Consider the following 14,949-nt stretch of genomic DNA (forward strand, 5'->3'; position numbering starts at 1 on the left):
TATCAATAACAGCAAAAAAGCGTAAATATGTCGGTTCAAAATATCTGTTCTACAAAAGCTTATGATATATTAATTTCAAATGATAATGCTTTTCTTGTGGATGTTAGAACTAAAGAAGAGTGGCAACAAGTTGGGATACCTCATTTAGATAATAAAAATAAGGTGGTCTTTCTAAGTTGGCAATTGAATAAAGATTTTGAAGATAATTTTTTATCTATAATTAAAGATAAAATAGATGCAACAAACTTCTTACAAACGTTATCGCAGCAAATTTTATAACTAATATAGGTTATAAAAATTGTTATAATATTAGTGACGGCTTTGAAGGAAATAATCAAGGCAAAGGCTGGAAACAAAATAACTTACCGTGGCAGTTTTAAGTGAGTACTAATCAAATAATTTTAACGGATCAAGGTGATAATTATGTAAATGTCTGGAGTCACGTGGCTCAAGATCTTTACAATCATTACGGTGAAACTCTATATAATAGCTGGTTTAGTAAAGTCAATTTTATAGAGTCTTCATTAAATACCGTTATTCTTTGTGCCCCTACTAACTTTGTTAGAGATTGGATAAAATCCAAATACTCTATGGTCATATTGCAACTATTTCAACATTATAATAATACCATTAAGTCGATTGAAATAATTACTAAAGAGTTACCTGGGACAACCCAAACAGTTATAGAATTACCTACTAAGACTTTTGCCGATATCAGCAGCAGTGAGCTTAATTCGGAAAATATCTTTTCAACCCTTGACGTACGTTTTACTTTCGATAATTTTGTAGTTGGAGCCCCAAATGAACTAGCTTATGCAGCAGCAAGAGCGGTTGCGGAATCATCAGGTGCGGTTTCTGAGTCTAATCCGCTTTTTCTATATGGCGGTGTAGGGCTTGGTAAAACTCATTTAATGCATGCAATCGGTTGGTATATCAAGCAGAATAACCCAAGCCGCAAAGTGATATATATGTCTGCAGAGAAGTTTATGTATCAGTTTGTTAAAGCTCTGCGTAATAAAGAAGTAATCTCGTTTAAAGAGAAATTCCGCTCAGTTGACGTGTTAATGATTGATGATATTCAATTTATTTGCGGTAAAGATAGTACGCAGGAAGAATTTTTCCATACCTTTAATACATTGATTGATAATAACCGTCAAATGGTTATTTCTTGTGATAGGTCCCCTTCAGATTTAGATAATATTGAAGATCGGATAAAGTCTCGACTTGGGTGGGGCTTAGTTGCCGACGTTCATAGTACTACTTATGAGCTACGACTCGGTATTCTAGAATCTAAGATTGAGCAGATGAATGTTAAAATACCGAAAGACGTAATTGATTTTTTAGCATCTAAAATCGTCTCAAACGTTAGAGAGCTTGAAGGAGCTTTAAATAAAGTGATAGCTCATTCTAATTTTACTTTAAAAGAAATTACACTCGAAAATACACAAAATATTTTAAGAGATTTATTACGTTCTAATGAAAGAATAATTACCGTTGAAGATATTCAGAAAAAGGTAGCTAGTCGTTATAATATTAAATTATCCGATATGTCTTCTTCTCGAAGATTACGAGAAGTTGCAAGACCGCGTCAAATAGCTATGTATCTTAGTAAAGCATTAACACCGAAAAGCCTTGCAGATATCGGTAAAAAATTCGGTAAAAAAGACCACACGACGGTTATGCATGCTATTAAGAAAGTAGAAGAATTGCTGGAAAACGATATAGAATTACGCGAAGAGATTAATTTGCTGATGAAAATATTGCAGAATTAGCAAAGTACTATGTCATTCCCGCTTTCGCGGGAATGACATTGAACTGGTTTTTCGATCTACGCAGAAATGACATAGATATATACCAAATGCCCTCAAAAAAACAATCCAATCCAAGAAATTTTTTCAAGATTATCTCGGTATAATTTACCCCTAAGCGTAGGTTAATTCTTGCTATTATGTACGTAATAGTGTACACTTAAATATATAACTCCCCAGAGATAATATTATGACTATTTATACAAGCACGCAGGCACGAGCTAAATTATTTAATCTTATTGATGAGACAAATAAAACTCATGAACCTATTTATATAAAGGGAAAACGTAATAATGCAGTAATCATATCAGAACAAGACTATGAAGGATTGCAAGAAACTTTATATTTGTACTCTAAACCGGGCTTAGTAAAAAGAATCCTTGAAGCTAGTAAAGAACCATTAGAAGAATTTGTTAGCCATGAGGAATTTTGGAAAAAATGAAATATACTTTGATATATCACAAAAAAACTATAGCTGACAAAGATACATTAATTGCAGCTAAATTAATAGATAAAGCAGAACAATTATGTAATGATTTAGCTGTTAATCCCACTCTTCCAAATAGTAAAAAACTTTACCGTGATTTAGTAGGTAAGCATTCTATAAGAATTAATTTACAGCATAGATTGGTATATGAAATCTTTGAAAAAGAAAAAATAATAAAAATACTTAGCATGTGGGGACATTATGAGTAATTGGGGATATTAAATAGTATTTTTGCAAAAGAAATTTTTTCAAGATTATCCGGAAAGTACCGAGTTAACAGAATTATAGATAATTATGGTTATGGTGAGGGGATGGCGTATTGTCTGCCCGAAAATTTAAATGAATTACTCTATAAAGAGGAATTGCAAATTCACTATAACGATTACGATCATCAAATCCTTGCTAATAAAGAATATATATATATTCTAGAAAATAATAATATTGTAAAATATTTTGCCAAAGCAGAAAATAGCTTATTTCATCGTTTAGATTTTATAGATAACTCAAGAGCTATAGGTAGCCATTTATGCGGCAGCGATGAATATAATGCTACCTATATACTTCTTTTACCTGAAGAATTGGTAGTATTAGATATTAATTATCCATAAGAACATTGATTATTCGCTCATCTAAATATTCATTTTCCAACTTTTCAAGTTAAAGAAGTATATAAGAACGTATACCTCTAGTAAATGAAAAATTGTCAAAGAAGTCAGCAAGTGTTATTAAGTAAGAATGGATTTATAGAAAATTAACATCAGTAGAAAAAGAAGAATTAAAGCTTTACCATAGAAGCGAAAGGGATAAGAGGATTTGTGATAGAATCAAAGCTGTTCTCACGTATGATGATAGCTATAGTATTGATGAGATATCGAAAGTGTTATTACTGAGTGATGAAGGGATAAGAAAACATTTAATAGATTATCATAATGCTCAGAAGCTTAAGCCTGGAAATGGCGGTAGTGATAGTAAACTTACTAGACAGGAGGAAGCAGAGTTAATAGTTCATCTAGAAAATAATAATTATGTGTATGCTAGAGATATAGGTTTGTTCATAGAACGTCAATATGGAGTAATCTATACATTAGCTGGGGTAATCAAGCTGTTACACAGACTTGGTTTTAGTTATAAGAAACCTAAGTTAATTCCTGGAAAAATAGATTTAGCTAAGCAAGAGGAATTTAAGCTGCAATATAGTTTGCTAAAAAATAATTTAGCTAAAGATGAGTCTATTTATTTTATGGATAGTGTTCATCCTCAATACCAAACTCGAGCAAAATTTGGTTGGATTAGAAAGAATGTAGTTAAAACATTACCAAGTTTCAGTGGTTGGAAGCGTAAACATATTATTGGTGCTATTAATCTTAAGGATTTAGAGGTAGTAACAACTGACAATCCTAAGGTTAATGGTGATTATATTATTGAATTTTTAAAGAAATTAGAAGCAAATAATCAAGATAAAAGTAAGATTTATTTGATATGCGATAATGCTGGATATCATAGGTCAAAAAAGGTAAAAGAATATCTACAATACAGTAAAATAGAGTTACTATTTTTGCCAGCATATAGTCCTAATTTGAATCCAATTGAACGACTGTGGAAATTTATGCATTCTGTTGTAAGTAACAATAAATTTTATGCGAATTTTGAGACATTTACTGATTCTATACGAATATTTTTTGAAAATATTGAAAAATATAAAAATAAAATTTCTTCATTGGTAAATGACAATTTTCAAACCATTGTGCCTAATCATTTTAACAACTCTTCATGTTGAAGAAGTATATATACTTCTTTAACTTGAAAAGTTGGAAAATGAATATTTAGATGAGCGAATAATCAATGTTCTTATGGATAATTAATATCTAATACTACCAATTCTTCAGGTAAAAGAAGTATATACCTCTAGTAAATGAAAAATTGGCTACGTCGTTCTACAAGAGCTGTGGTACTTACGTATTAAGTATACGCTCCGCTCCGAGGACTTTGAACTCCTTGCTCTTTTTAAAGTTGTATCAAGTATACTACTTATTCTTATAAGAGTATATTAGAGTCGTCTAGAGTGATCATTTGTTTTTTGATTCTTCACTAATTCTTGAAATTTATTACTTGATTGCTGTACAGAATTTGTTTTTGGTCTCACGATTTCTTGTGCTTGCTGTTGCATTAATAGAGTATTAGCTTGAGCCTTTCTTAAATTTATACCTTGTCCTTTAGATTCTTCAGTAGTTAGAATTTTTTGACCTTTAGAAAATTTTATTGCACTATCGCATACGAAAACCCCGCAATCATAAGCGTTTTCTTGTTGTTTGGTGTTTAGATCTATTATTTTTGCACCGGGATAAACTTCGTTAATATATTCTGTTACTTTTGGACGAGTTTCTAATGGCTTACCATAGGGGTCATTATAAATAAAGTTTATATTACCTTTATCATCTTTACTAGCTGCCAAGAGTAACCAATGTTTATGTCCTGTATTTAGTGGTATAATTGCAGATTTGTTATCTAATAGTAACCCCTCTCCTGTAGCATGAAGAGTATCTTTTAGTATTTCCGGCTCTTCTAAAGAGGCGTGATGAAATATAGAGAATTTATTCTTATCTATATTTGCTTCCAGTATATTTTTTATATCATCTTCAGTGTATAAATACTCAGGTTGTTTTATATTGTCTGTATTGTAAATACCGGCTTGAGCCTCAGGATCTTCAGTATTTATAACCGGTGATGATTTTTTTTCAGGTATTTTTGGCTCTATTAGCGATTTAATTAATTGTTTTTCTACTTGCAGAGATGCTTCATACATTTTTTGTGTAATTCCTAGTTCTTCCCATGGTTTTGTATTACTCACAGAAGCTTGTTGCTCCGGTTGAGTTATAGAAGGGACAGCAACTACTTGCTGTTCTTGCGTCATTGCTTCCGTAGTTGGAGTTGTTGATTCTTGAGTTTTAGGTTCTTCTTTGTTGCCGAATATTGTTTCTTTAAAACTAGTTACTATATCTTTAAAATAGTTAAAAACTCTTCTAAAAAAACCTTGTGGTTGTGGTTGATTTTCTTGTAGAGGTTCATATGATGTTGTTTGTTCTTTTTGTATATCCTCAGCTCTATCCTTCATAACTTTCTTTGTATTAAAATTAAAGTCAATAGGATTTACCTCAGCTTTACCTAAATCTTTTTGAAATTGCCTAGATATTTGTGATACATATTTTTTAAAGTTTTCAGCAGCATTATTTGGATCTTTTAAGATTTCATTAATTTCAAGTTTCAATCCGTAAATTTGATCTTCAGAGGTAATACCAAATTTAGCAGTTATAAGATTTGTTGCTTCATCCGTAGAGATAGGCCAAGTTTCTATAATTACTCTACCACCTTGATTTTTAGCTGTTTTTATTAGTTTATCTAATTTTGCTTTGTCAGGTATCGTACCGGAGAGCAACTGGTCAATTTCACGAACATATACAAGATTGTTAAAAACAGATGTTACTAAACTTATATCCGTAATTGTAGTGGTTTTATCTTTTGGTACTATACCATCAGCTATAGCTAAATTTTGATCTGCTTCATTTGTGAAAAAAACATGATCAACTTTTTCCATAATTTGCTTCCAATAAGCTTCCAGCTCAGGATTTTGGGTTAATGAATTATATTGATCAAAAGTAATAGTAGTTTTTATATTTAAATTTTGCGAATTAATTAAATCTTGTACCCGAAAAATTGGTTTTACATTATTATTGTTAAGTTGAATGTTAAAAATCGGTGTTTTGCCCTCTTTGCGGGATTTTTCTAAGATTTCCGAAAAAATACGTTCTTTATCGGATATATGTGATTCTTTATTAACTTGAAGCGGGATAATGGGTAGTTTATTTTGAGCTTCCTGATTGTTTATTCTTTCTAATATCTGATCTTTATTGCCAAGTAAAAGAGTAAATATAATAGGCTCAGCCATTACTAACCTTTATTAAAAGAATATTAGGTTCTGTGAAAATTTCTAATTGATTTAATATTTTGGAATATTTTCTAGCGAAAATTAATAAGATTTTTGATAGGATGTTATTCATATTTCAAAAAAATCTTATAATTTGTAGCAAAAAAGAGCCAAAATTAAATCTTTTTAGAAATTTTCACAGAATCTATATATAATTATTAGAATTTTTGAGCTTTAAATCAAGCTATATTTAATAATCCGTGCTTTAGCTTATATAATTTATCCATTTTATGTGCTAACTCATGGTTATGTGTTACCATAATAACTGCGGTGTTTTGTTCTTTTGCTACTTTTAAAAATAAATTAAATACTTCATTTGTAGTTTTGGGATCTAAATTACCTGTCGGTTCATCTGCTAAAATAATCTTTGGCTTATTAATTAAGCTCCGAGCTATAGCGACCCGTTGTTGTTCTCCTCCCGATAATTCTCCGGGCATATTATAGAGTTTTTTCCCAAGTCCTAAATCATCTAATATCTTTGTTGCATCTTCTATTGCTTCTTTTTGATCAAGACCGCTAATAAGCCTTGGCATAATAACATTTTCAAGAGCGGTAAAATCTTTAAGTAAGTGATGTTGTTGATAGATAAAACCTAAATAATGAAGACGAATGAGATGATATTTTTGATACTTGCTATTTGGTATGATGACTTGACCGTTTGTAGGTTTATCAAGCAAGCCGGCAATATGCAGTAAAGTTGATTTGCCGCTACCTGAAGAACCTATTATAGCGATTAATTCACCCTCATTAACCGTTAAATTAAGATCATCGAGTACTCTAACAATAGTTTTGCCTTGGCTGTAATGTTTCGAGATATTTTTTAGAATGAGGACTGTATTATTCATATCTTAGGGCATCCACGGGATTTAATTTTGAGGCTCTATAAGAAGGATAAATTGTCGCAAGAAAACACAATATTATAGATAAAGAGGTAATTAAAATAATATCCTCAGCTCTTACTTTTGAAGGTAAACTATAAAGAAAATAAATAGCTGCCTCGAAAATTTTAGTACCGGTTATACGCTCCAAATAATTCTTGATAGTTTGAATATTATAAGAGAAAGTAACACCAAGGATTACCCCTAGTGTTGTGCCAAGTAATCCTATAAACATTCCGTTATAGATAAAAATAAGCATTATTTGCTTAGTGCTTGCTCCCATAGTTCTAAGAATTGCAATATCTGAAGTTTTATCTTTAACAAGCATAAATAAGCTTGAAATAATATTAAATGCGGCAACCGTAATAATTAAAGATAGAATGGTAAACATAGCCGTACGCTCGACAGCAAGGGCACTTAAAAACTGTGAATTTAAGGTTTGCCAATTAAATACGTATAGGTTTGGACCTAATAATGATTGTATTTTATATGAATATGCAAGAGCTTTATCGGGATCTAGACTATTAATTTCGATTAAATTAATATCGTCTCCGAGAGATAAGAAATTTTGTGCTGCGGTAAGCGGCATTAATATCGTTGTCAAATCATAATCATACATACCGCTATTGAAAATTGCGATAATTTTAAATTCTTTTGATCTTGGCATACTGCCAAAGGCGGTAGAAACTGAATTTGGTGAAATTAATCTAATCTTATCCCCAATTGTTACGCCTAAATTACTTGCTAATTGTTCTCCAAGTGCTATTACGTTTTTGCCGTGAAAATCATCAAAACTACCGAAATTTACATTTTTAAAAATTTCATTTCTTAAACTTAGATCCTTTAATTTCATACCTTTAACAAGCACGCCGCTATTATTACTTTTACCGAGAGCCAAAGCTTGACCGTGAGCGATGAATGTTACATGCTTTACATAATCTTGTTTTAGGAGTTTAGCTTTAATTTCTTCATAGTTATCAATACTACCGCCTTGCCGATTTATTACTATATCCCCATTTAAGCCGATAATATTTTTAGTAAGCTCTATATGAAAACCGTTCATAACGGACATGACTACTATTAATGCTGCAACCCCGATCATTACGCCTACTAAAGAAAAGGCAGAAATAATAGAAACAAATTTTTCGTTTTTCTTAGCTCTAAAATATCTGAAAGCTATCTTGAAAATAAAATTGTTATTGATCATTTTTTTATTTTTTCTTACATCCGTTTCTAGGTTATTCCTAGTTAAAGGGGGGCTGCCCGCATGGTTCGTTTATGTCATTCCCGCGAAAGCGGGAATCCAGAAAAAAGCGAGATAAATCGAGCTTTTAATTTTAAAAACTTACCTTGTATGTATCTTTTTATTACTGGATTCCCGCTTTCGCGGGAATGACATCGATTCTTAAGTTGACACCCATGTGGGATGGCACTGCTGCCTCTACACTCTATCAGAAATCTCAAAACGCCAGTTTAGGATAAGAAGAGTTTAAGATTATCGAAAAAAGAGTTTAAAATATTAGTTTTAGTAATATTAAAAGCATTAACACAAGCTAGAATATGAACTAAAAAATTAGTAGGTGATCGATGCCTTGAGTGTTCAAGATTCATATTATTTTTTAGGACATTAAATACTGACTCAACCAACGACCTTTTTCTAAGCTGTATTTTATCTTCCATTTCCAATAAATGATTCTTCATATCTTTTCTAATTCCTGTAAATAAGCGTAATCCACGACCTAATAATTTAGTAAATAATTCCTTAGAAATATATCCCTTATCACCAAAGAGTTTACCTTGTAATCCATCAGTTATATCGTCTGCTACCGATAAATCACTATTATTTGCTTTGGTAATTTTGATCGCCATAATCGCTCCCTTATTGTTAATTACTATATGCAACTTAAACCCCATAAACCATCCATAACTACTCATCCCTATTTTAGCTATATACTTCTTTAACTTGAAAAGTTGGAAAATGAATATTCAGATGAGCGAATAATCAATGTTCTTATGGATAATTAATATCTAATACTACCAATTCTTCAGGTAAAAGAAGTATACCACTAAATACTTTATTGCTATTTGTACGTTTTGTATGACATATCGATAATTTAGTTGAATCTATGCAATAAATTCCTGTTTCCTCTCCTCTAAATAGTTGCAACATTATAACCAAGCGGTAGAATTAATCTTGACCATAATTGTATTATTCGACTATAACTTGGTAATTTAAAATAACCTCTATATTTATATGATAAGTGATATAAATAATAATTCTTAAAATCTTTGCACGGCGATATATAAAAATATAATACGATAGTTAAAAGCTCTGAAAGGCTTAAATTCCCTTCTCTCCGGCGTTGTCTATCTGTCGGTATTAATTTTTGCTTCTCCCATTCTTCATATATTTCACAAAAATTGTCTAGTATATAAAATAAAGTTGTGATACATTTTTTCATTGTTGGGTTCTTGTTTTTTTGTTGAAAAACTTCAGTAACCCAACACTCTTAACTTGTAAATACTTTATTCTTATTCCATGCTTCTCTTCTTCCTTATCCTAAATTCGCGTTCAAAGACTTTATCGTACTTAAATAATTTAGGTAATGTTATTAACCCAAATAGCGTAACAATGGATATAGTAATGCCAAGAGGGGTAAAAGTACCGTTATATAAAAATCCTACTAATTGCAGCCCAAATGCTGTTAAAATCAATCTAGCCGCAGTAAACATAGCCGTCATTCGAGCTTTGCCGTCCGGAATAGCTTCTAAAAGCAGCGGCCATAATATGTTAATCGGATATATCACGCCAAGAGATAATAATAAAGTAACTATTGTTATAGTTAAAGGATTATTAATATTATATATAACTAATATACTATTTCCTAGTAGGAATAGTATTATAAATATAACTCCAAAATAGAAGCAATTTCTAATACCAAATTTTTTAAAACAATAACCGCTTGAAAAGCTCATAATTGAGAATAGAGCCGCCATTGCTCCTTGATAAAGTCCGAAATATTCTAAAGTTACACCTAAATCTTGCATATATAAAATAGGAGCAATCCCAATAAATATCCAATATCCTTGTACAAGAAATATCATTGTAAGTATATAATATATAGCTTTTGGCGATTTGAAGATAGGTATATATTCTTTTAAGGAAATACGTATTTTTTTATTAACTTTTCTTTTCGGAATAAATAATATACCAAGAATTAGACTAATCAAACCTACTATAAGCAATAAAACAAAATTACCACGCCAGCCCCAAAATAAATTGACGTAGCTACCTATAACCGGTGCTATTGCCATAGAAAGGGCAATAGTGCCGTTTAAAATGCCCATTAATCTTTGCTGCTCTTGTACTGAATAAATATCGGCAAGAACAACATATACTAGCACTGCAACCGATGATATCCCGCATCCTTGCAAAAATCTTCCAAATAATATAGCTTCATAATTATTTGCAAATACACAAAATAAACTACCAAGATTAAAAATCAGTAAACCGAGTATAATAATCGGTCTGTGTCCGTACCTATCTCCTAAATTACCGACTATAAGCGAAGTAATACAATAAGCGGTTAGATTTACACCGAGTAGTAGTTCCGTCATAAAAGTTGAAAGGTTGAATGTATCTTGTATTTCAGGGAAGCTTGGAACGAATAAATCTATTTCCGCTCCAGCGAGTATTTCCATGATTATTACGGTAATAAGTAATTTCATAAGTAATTGTTAGTTTTAGGTTGTTTTAGCAAAGTATTGTTGAATACAAAAGCCTGCTCGATGTCATCCCAGTAATAGGCTTGTGTTATTGCATGGCTTGTTTTATGTCATTCCCGAGTAGCATTGTTGCGTGGATATCGATGTCATTCCTGCGAAAGCAGGAATCAAAAAAAATAGTCTTATTATTGACAAAATAAACCTAAAAAAACAAGTTTTTTGTCGGTTTTACTGGATTCCCGCTTTCACGGGAATGACATAAAGAGTATTTACCGATCCACGCAACAATATTTTTGCAGGCATTACATAAATAAGGATGCAGGAATTACAGCAAAGCCACACAACAAATTAGCTTTCTATATTCTTATAGCTTACAATAATTAGTGTATTATTTTACTAAAGAAAGAATAAATGAATATTTATACTCGTCTAGCAATTTTTATTTATCAATGAGTATACTTCTTTTACCTGAAGAATTGGTAGTATTAGATATTAATTATCCATAAGAACATTGATTATTCGCTCATCTAAATATTCATTTTCCAACTTTTCAAGTTAAAGAAGTATACATGACACGATAACAGGAAGACTGAAAGGAAGTGAAAGTAGAAACTTTTAGTGATATATGTTAAGAATAATTATTCCTAACATATGGGACTATTAACAAAATTCTTTTTAATTATCAATTAGAATTATTTTGTTAACGGTCCCCTATCAATTTTAAAAATCAATTAAAATATTACTGATTAATTCCTAAAGCTTGTTTTTGAGCATCGGTAGTATTCTCCATTACCCACTTTTGGACATCAGGACTTAACATATTATACTGATCTGCTGTTAAACTAGCAACCCAAGCTTGTTGATCGTCAGTACTCATAGCTTGTATTTGGGTTGTTGTAACTGAAGCTGGGTCAGGCGTTTGCATTGATGAAGCAAATACTGGGCTTGCGAAAGCTAGAATTAATAAAATCTTTAATAAATTTTTCATTTTGTAAACCTTTTTTGTTTTGTAATTACGATTATAACAAAGCCACAGCAGCTTTCAAGCTAAATTATATTAAACATTTAAATTTTTTTATACTATAGAACTTTTATTGTAACAAATATATCAATTATCTACTCGATGAATTTCAAAAATTGGCTACATCGTCCTACAAGGACGAAGGTACTCACGTATTAAGTAACGGCTTTCGTTCCTCGTCTTGGGGACCGATTACTCTTTTTGAAATTGATCTTCGTATACCTATATATTTTATATTGTTAGTTGTTCTCTGCAAATATTACGATAGATTTCTGAGTTTTTAGATAAATCATTATGTGATCCTTCAGCGACTACTCCTCCTTTATCTATCACTAGAATATAATCAGCTGATTCTATACTACTAATCCGGTGGGCAATTGATATAATAATTTTCCCTTTCATTATTTCTTTTATAGATTCTAGTAATTTCTGCTCGCTCATCGTATCTAAAGCACTCATTGCTTCGTCAAGAAGTAAGATTTGTGGTTTACGTAGTAATGCTCTAGCAATAGCTATCCTTTGTTTTTGTCCTCCTGATAACCTAACTCCTCTCTCACCGGTTTTAGCATTGATACCGTCATGAAGTTTAGCAGCAAATTCTTCTATTCCCGTAATTTTTATTATCTCATTTATTTCGTCGTCGCTTGCTTGCGTATTACCGAATATAATATTGGACCTTATAGTGCCGGAAAAAATGTTAGCTTCTTGGGGAACATAGGCAATTAATTTACGAATTTCAGCAGGATGTGAAAGAGTTATATCTTGATTGTTAATAAGGATAGTGCCGCTTTCTTGCCGGTAAAAACGCAGCAGTAACTGCATCAAGGTACTTTTGCCTCCGCCTGATCTGCCTACAATACCGATAAATTTGTCGGCATTTATCTTCAAAGACATATTATTAATAATCCTTAAATTAGGTCTTGAATGATAGGTAAAATCGACATTTTTAAATTCTATCGAGATTGGATCGGAATTATTTAATTCTAAATAACTATTATGTGTTATAGGAGTCTTATCTATAATTGTCATTATTCGCTCTAGTGCGGCGAGTGGTAGATGTATTTCACTTAATAGTTCAAAAATACCGCCGCTACTAAAGCCGGCAATAATAGCATAATAAATAAACGAGATAATTTGCCCGGCAGATAAATTTCCTTTAACTATATCTGAAGCTCCAATCCAAACGACTAAAGTAATTGCAAGAAATATAATTGCTATTGAAATCGCAAAGAATAAAGCACGAATTTTTAAACGGGTTTTGCAGTATATTAAATAGCTTTGTAGTTTAGTATCAAAATCGGTAATTTTATTTGTTTGATTGTTAAAAGCATAGATAGCTCTAATATTATTAAAAGTTTCATCAATATCCGACGCTAAAAGTGATTTAGATTCTAGAGCTTTTTTAGATAAAGCCTTAACATGTTTGCCAAATTTAATTAAAGGAATTAATAAGATAGGAATGGTAATAATTACTATAGAAGCGAGCTTAAAACTCTCAAAAAACATTAAGGTAATGCCGCCGATTAGCATCACTGAATTGCGAATAAAAAAAGATAAGAAATTAACTATGAGAGTAGATATTTGATCTATATCATTTGTTAGGCGTGAAATTATATCGCCGATTTTTAGTTCTTCAAACTCTTCAATTTCATAATTAATTAAATTACTATAAGCTTCTTTTCTTATTTGATTAACTGCCTTTTCAGCAACATTATTGATAAAATATGAACGGAAAAAACTAGCAATACTTAAGATGATAATTAATAAACAAATATATAATATAGATTTATCAACCGATAAAATATGGTCTTGGCTTAAGCCGTTATCAACTAAATTTCTAAAAATACTACCGATTAGTAATAATGAAGCTGATACGCTAAGTAAAGAAGTCATAACGATGATCAAGTCTTTTTTATAGAACTTTAGATACTTAATCAGTCTATATGAAAGTTTGATATCCATAAGAAAAAATGTCATGAGCTATGCGACTATTAGGTGCTGTTGTATGGCTCGAGAAAAGTGTTCGATGTCATTCCTGCAAAAGCAGGAATCCATCATAAAGCGAGCTTTTAATTTCAAAAATTTGCTGTATGTATGTTTTTTTTGGATTCCTGCTTTCGCAGGAATGACAAAAACCGAACCATGCACCAACGCCACGACTGCAAGGAGCGTGGCAATCTCAGGGTGTTTATACTAGATTGTCGCGTCGCTTCGCTCCTCGCAATGACGGCAACAATCCCAAAATATGGGGCGAGTGACGGGTTTCGAACCCGTGACCCTCAGAACCACAACCTGATGCTCTAACCAACTGAGCTACACCCGCCATAAATTAACAACGTTGAATTTAGATTATCTGAAGGATTCAGTCAAGAATATTTAGGAGTAATAAGATTTATTTTTGGAAAATACGTTTTATATCGACTTATATCTCGTGTTAATAAGTCTATCTTTAATATACTTGCATGAGCACCAATAAAAAAATCCGGTAATATTGAATTTTTAATACCACCGTTCAATTTATATTTTTGAAAGGCTTTGCCTGCTAAAAACAATGCTTCTGTAGACATGGGGGTAAGTTTAAAAAAATTTTCAGTTATTGTAGCTTCTAACTCTTCTATTCTTTTGAACCCAATTGATATTTCAGTATAAATAATATCATTAATTATAAGTTCATGAAATTGCGAAAGTAATTTTATTTGATCTGAAGACCACTCATACCAATTATTATCAAAAGTTATAATATCTAGTATTATATTGCTATCGACTAAAATCATGATCTAGTTAATTTCATTATTTCATCGGTAGACATATTTGATGTACTCTTACCTGATAATTGTTGTATTAATTTTATACCTCTTTGATTGGAATTTTTTTCTTTTTTAATAAAAACTCCATCTTTATGTAAAACGAAAGAAATTTCAGTATTAGGCAGCATTCCTAATTTACTTCTGATATGAATAGGTATGGTAATTTGTCCCTTAGTAGATATTTTCATAATTATAAAATAATTTTATCATTAGAATTATAGTATACTAAAAGTAAGAAAT

Annotated in this window: 13 protein-coding genes, 1 tRNA gene and 2 pseudogenes; 6 read left to right on the plus strand and 10 right to left on the minus strand. The window is 31.2% G+C overall.

Features of this window, described 5'->3' with window-relative positions:
• Positions 1-27 precede the first annotated feature (27 nt).
• From AC5584_RS05680 to AC5584_RS05705, 6 genes and pseudogenes are all read left to right on the plus strand, one after another.
• A pseudogene (locus tag AC5584_RS05680) lies at positions 28-380 on the plus strand (rhodanese-like domain-containing protein).
• Entirely contained in the window at positions 381-1,772 is a 1,392-nt protein-coding gene (gene dnaA, locus AC5584_RS05685) for a chromosomal replication initiator protein DnaA (RefSeq protein WP_410527081.1), read from the plus strand.
• A gap of 226 nt (positions 1,773-1,998) precedes the next feature.
• Complete coding sequence (locus AC5584_RS05690) at positions 1,999-2,250, plus strand: type II toxin-antitoxin system Phd/YefM family antitoxin (RefSeq protein ID WP_410527080.1); 252 nt, start codon at positions 1,999-2,001, stop codon at positions 2,248-2,250.
• Positions 2,247-2,504 (plus strand): type II toxin-antitoxin system RelE/ParE family toxin, encoded by a 258-nt coding sequence (locus tag AC5584_RS05695; RefSeq protein ID WP_499217005.1) that lies wholly within the window; start codon positions 2,247-2,249, stop codon positions 2,502-2,504. The genes AC5584_RS05690 and AC5584_RS05695 overlap by 4 nt, the downstream gene beginning before the upstream one ends.
• Positions 2,505-2,903 carry a DUF6314 family protein gene (locus AC5584_RS05700; protein WP_499216138.1) on the plus strand — a complete coding sequence of 133 codons (399 nt, stop codon included), beginning with the start codon at positions 2,505-2,507 and terminating at the stop codon, positions 2,901-2,903. It abuts the gene before it with no gap.
• 215 nt (positions 2,904-3,118) lie between these two features.
• Complete coding sequence (locus AC5584_RS05705; RefSeq protein ID WP_499217006.1) at positions 3,119-4,072, plus strand: IS630 family transposase; 954 nt, start codon at positions 3,119-3,121, stop codon at positions 4,070-4,072.
• Between the two features lie 270 nt (positions 4,073-4,342).
• Here AC5584_RS05705 and AC5584_RS05710 read toward each other — a convergent pair whose 3' ends face one another.
• The 10 genes and pseudogenes from AC5584_RS05710 to AC5584_RS05755 form a co-directional block, all read right to left on the minus strand.
• On the minus strand, positions 4,343-6,238 hold the full coding sequence (locus AC5584_RS05710) for a YopJ family acetyltransferase (RefSeq protein ID WP_499216139.1): 1,896 nt from the start codon (positions 6,236-6,238) through the stop codon (positions 4,343-4,345).
• A gap of 218 nt (positions 6,239-6,456) precedes the next feature.
• Positions 6,457-7,122: an ABC transporter ATP-binding protein gene (locus AC5584_RS05715; RefSeq protein WP_499216140.1), complete on the minus strand. Its 666-nt coding sequence runs from the start codon at positions 7,120-7,122 to the stop codon at positions 6,457-6,459.
• Positions 7,115-8,362: a lipoprotein-releasing ABC transporter permease subunit gene (locus AC5584_RS05720; protein WP_499216141.1), complete on the minus strand. Its 1,248-nt coding sequence runs from the start codon at positions 8,360-8,362 to the stop codon at positions 7,115-7,117. Before AC5584_RS05720 ends, AC5584_RS05715 begins: the two co-directional genes overlap by 8 nt.
• A gap of 266 nt (positions 8,363-8,628) precedes the next feature.
• Positions 8,629-9,617 (minus strand): annotated as a pseudogene (locus tag AC5584_RS05725) (IS982 family transposase).
• Between the two features lie 70 nt (positions 9,618-9,687).
• Positions 9,688-10,884 (minus strand): multidrug effflux MFS transporter, encoded by a 1,197-nt coding sequence (locus AC5584_RS05730; protein WP_499216142.1) that lies wholly within the window; start codon positions 10,882-10,884, stop codon positions 9,688-9,690.
• 736 nt (positions 10,885-11,620) lie between these two features.
• Positions 11,621-11,869, minus strand: coding sequence for a DUF2673 domain-containing protein (locus AC5584_RS05735; RefSeq protein ID WP_499216143.1), 249 nt, complete (start codon positions 11,867-11,869; stop codon positions 11,621-11,623).
• A gap of 264 nt (positions 11,870-12,133) precedes the next feature.
• Positions 12,134-13,864: an ABC transporter ATP-binding protein gene (locus AC5584_RS05740; protein WP_499217007.1), complete on the minus strand. Its 1,731-nt coding sequence runs from the start codon at positions 13,862-13,864 to the stop codon at positions 12,134-12,136.
• A gap of 284 nt (positions 13,865-14,148) precedes the next feature.
• Positions 14,149-14,225: transfer RNA gene (locus tag AC5584_RS05745), tRNA-His, on the minus strand.
• A 43-nt stretch (positions 14,226-14,268) separates the two neighbouring features.
• The gene (locus AC5584_RS05750; RefSeq protein ID WP_410526962.1) at positions 14,269-14,676 is read right to left on the minus strand and encodes a type II toxin-antitoxin system VapC family toxin; all 408 of its coding nucleotides are present in this window, start codon (positions 14,674-14,676) and stop codon (positions 14,269-14,271) included.
• Positions 14,673-14,897: an AbrB/MazE/SpoVT family DNA-binding domain-containing protein gene (locus tag AC5584_RS05755; RefSeq protein ID WP_499216144.1), complete on the minus strand. Its 225-nt coding sequence runs from the start codon at positions 14,895-14,897 to the stop codon at positions 14,673-14,675. Before AC5584_RS05755 ends, AC5584_RS05750 begins: the two co-directional genes overlap by 4 nt.
• Between the last annotated feature and the right edge of the window lie 52 nt (positions 14,898-14,949).

Source organism: Rickettsia endosymbiont of Villa modesta (genome assembly GCF_964026485.1).
Taxonomy (GTDB): Bacteria; Pseudomonadota; Alphaproteobacteria; order Rickettsiales; family Rickettsiaceae; genus Rickettsia; species Rickettsia asembonensis.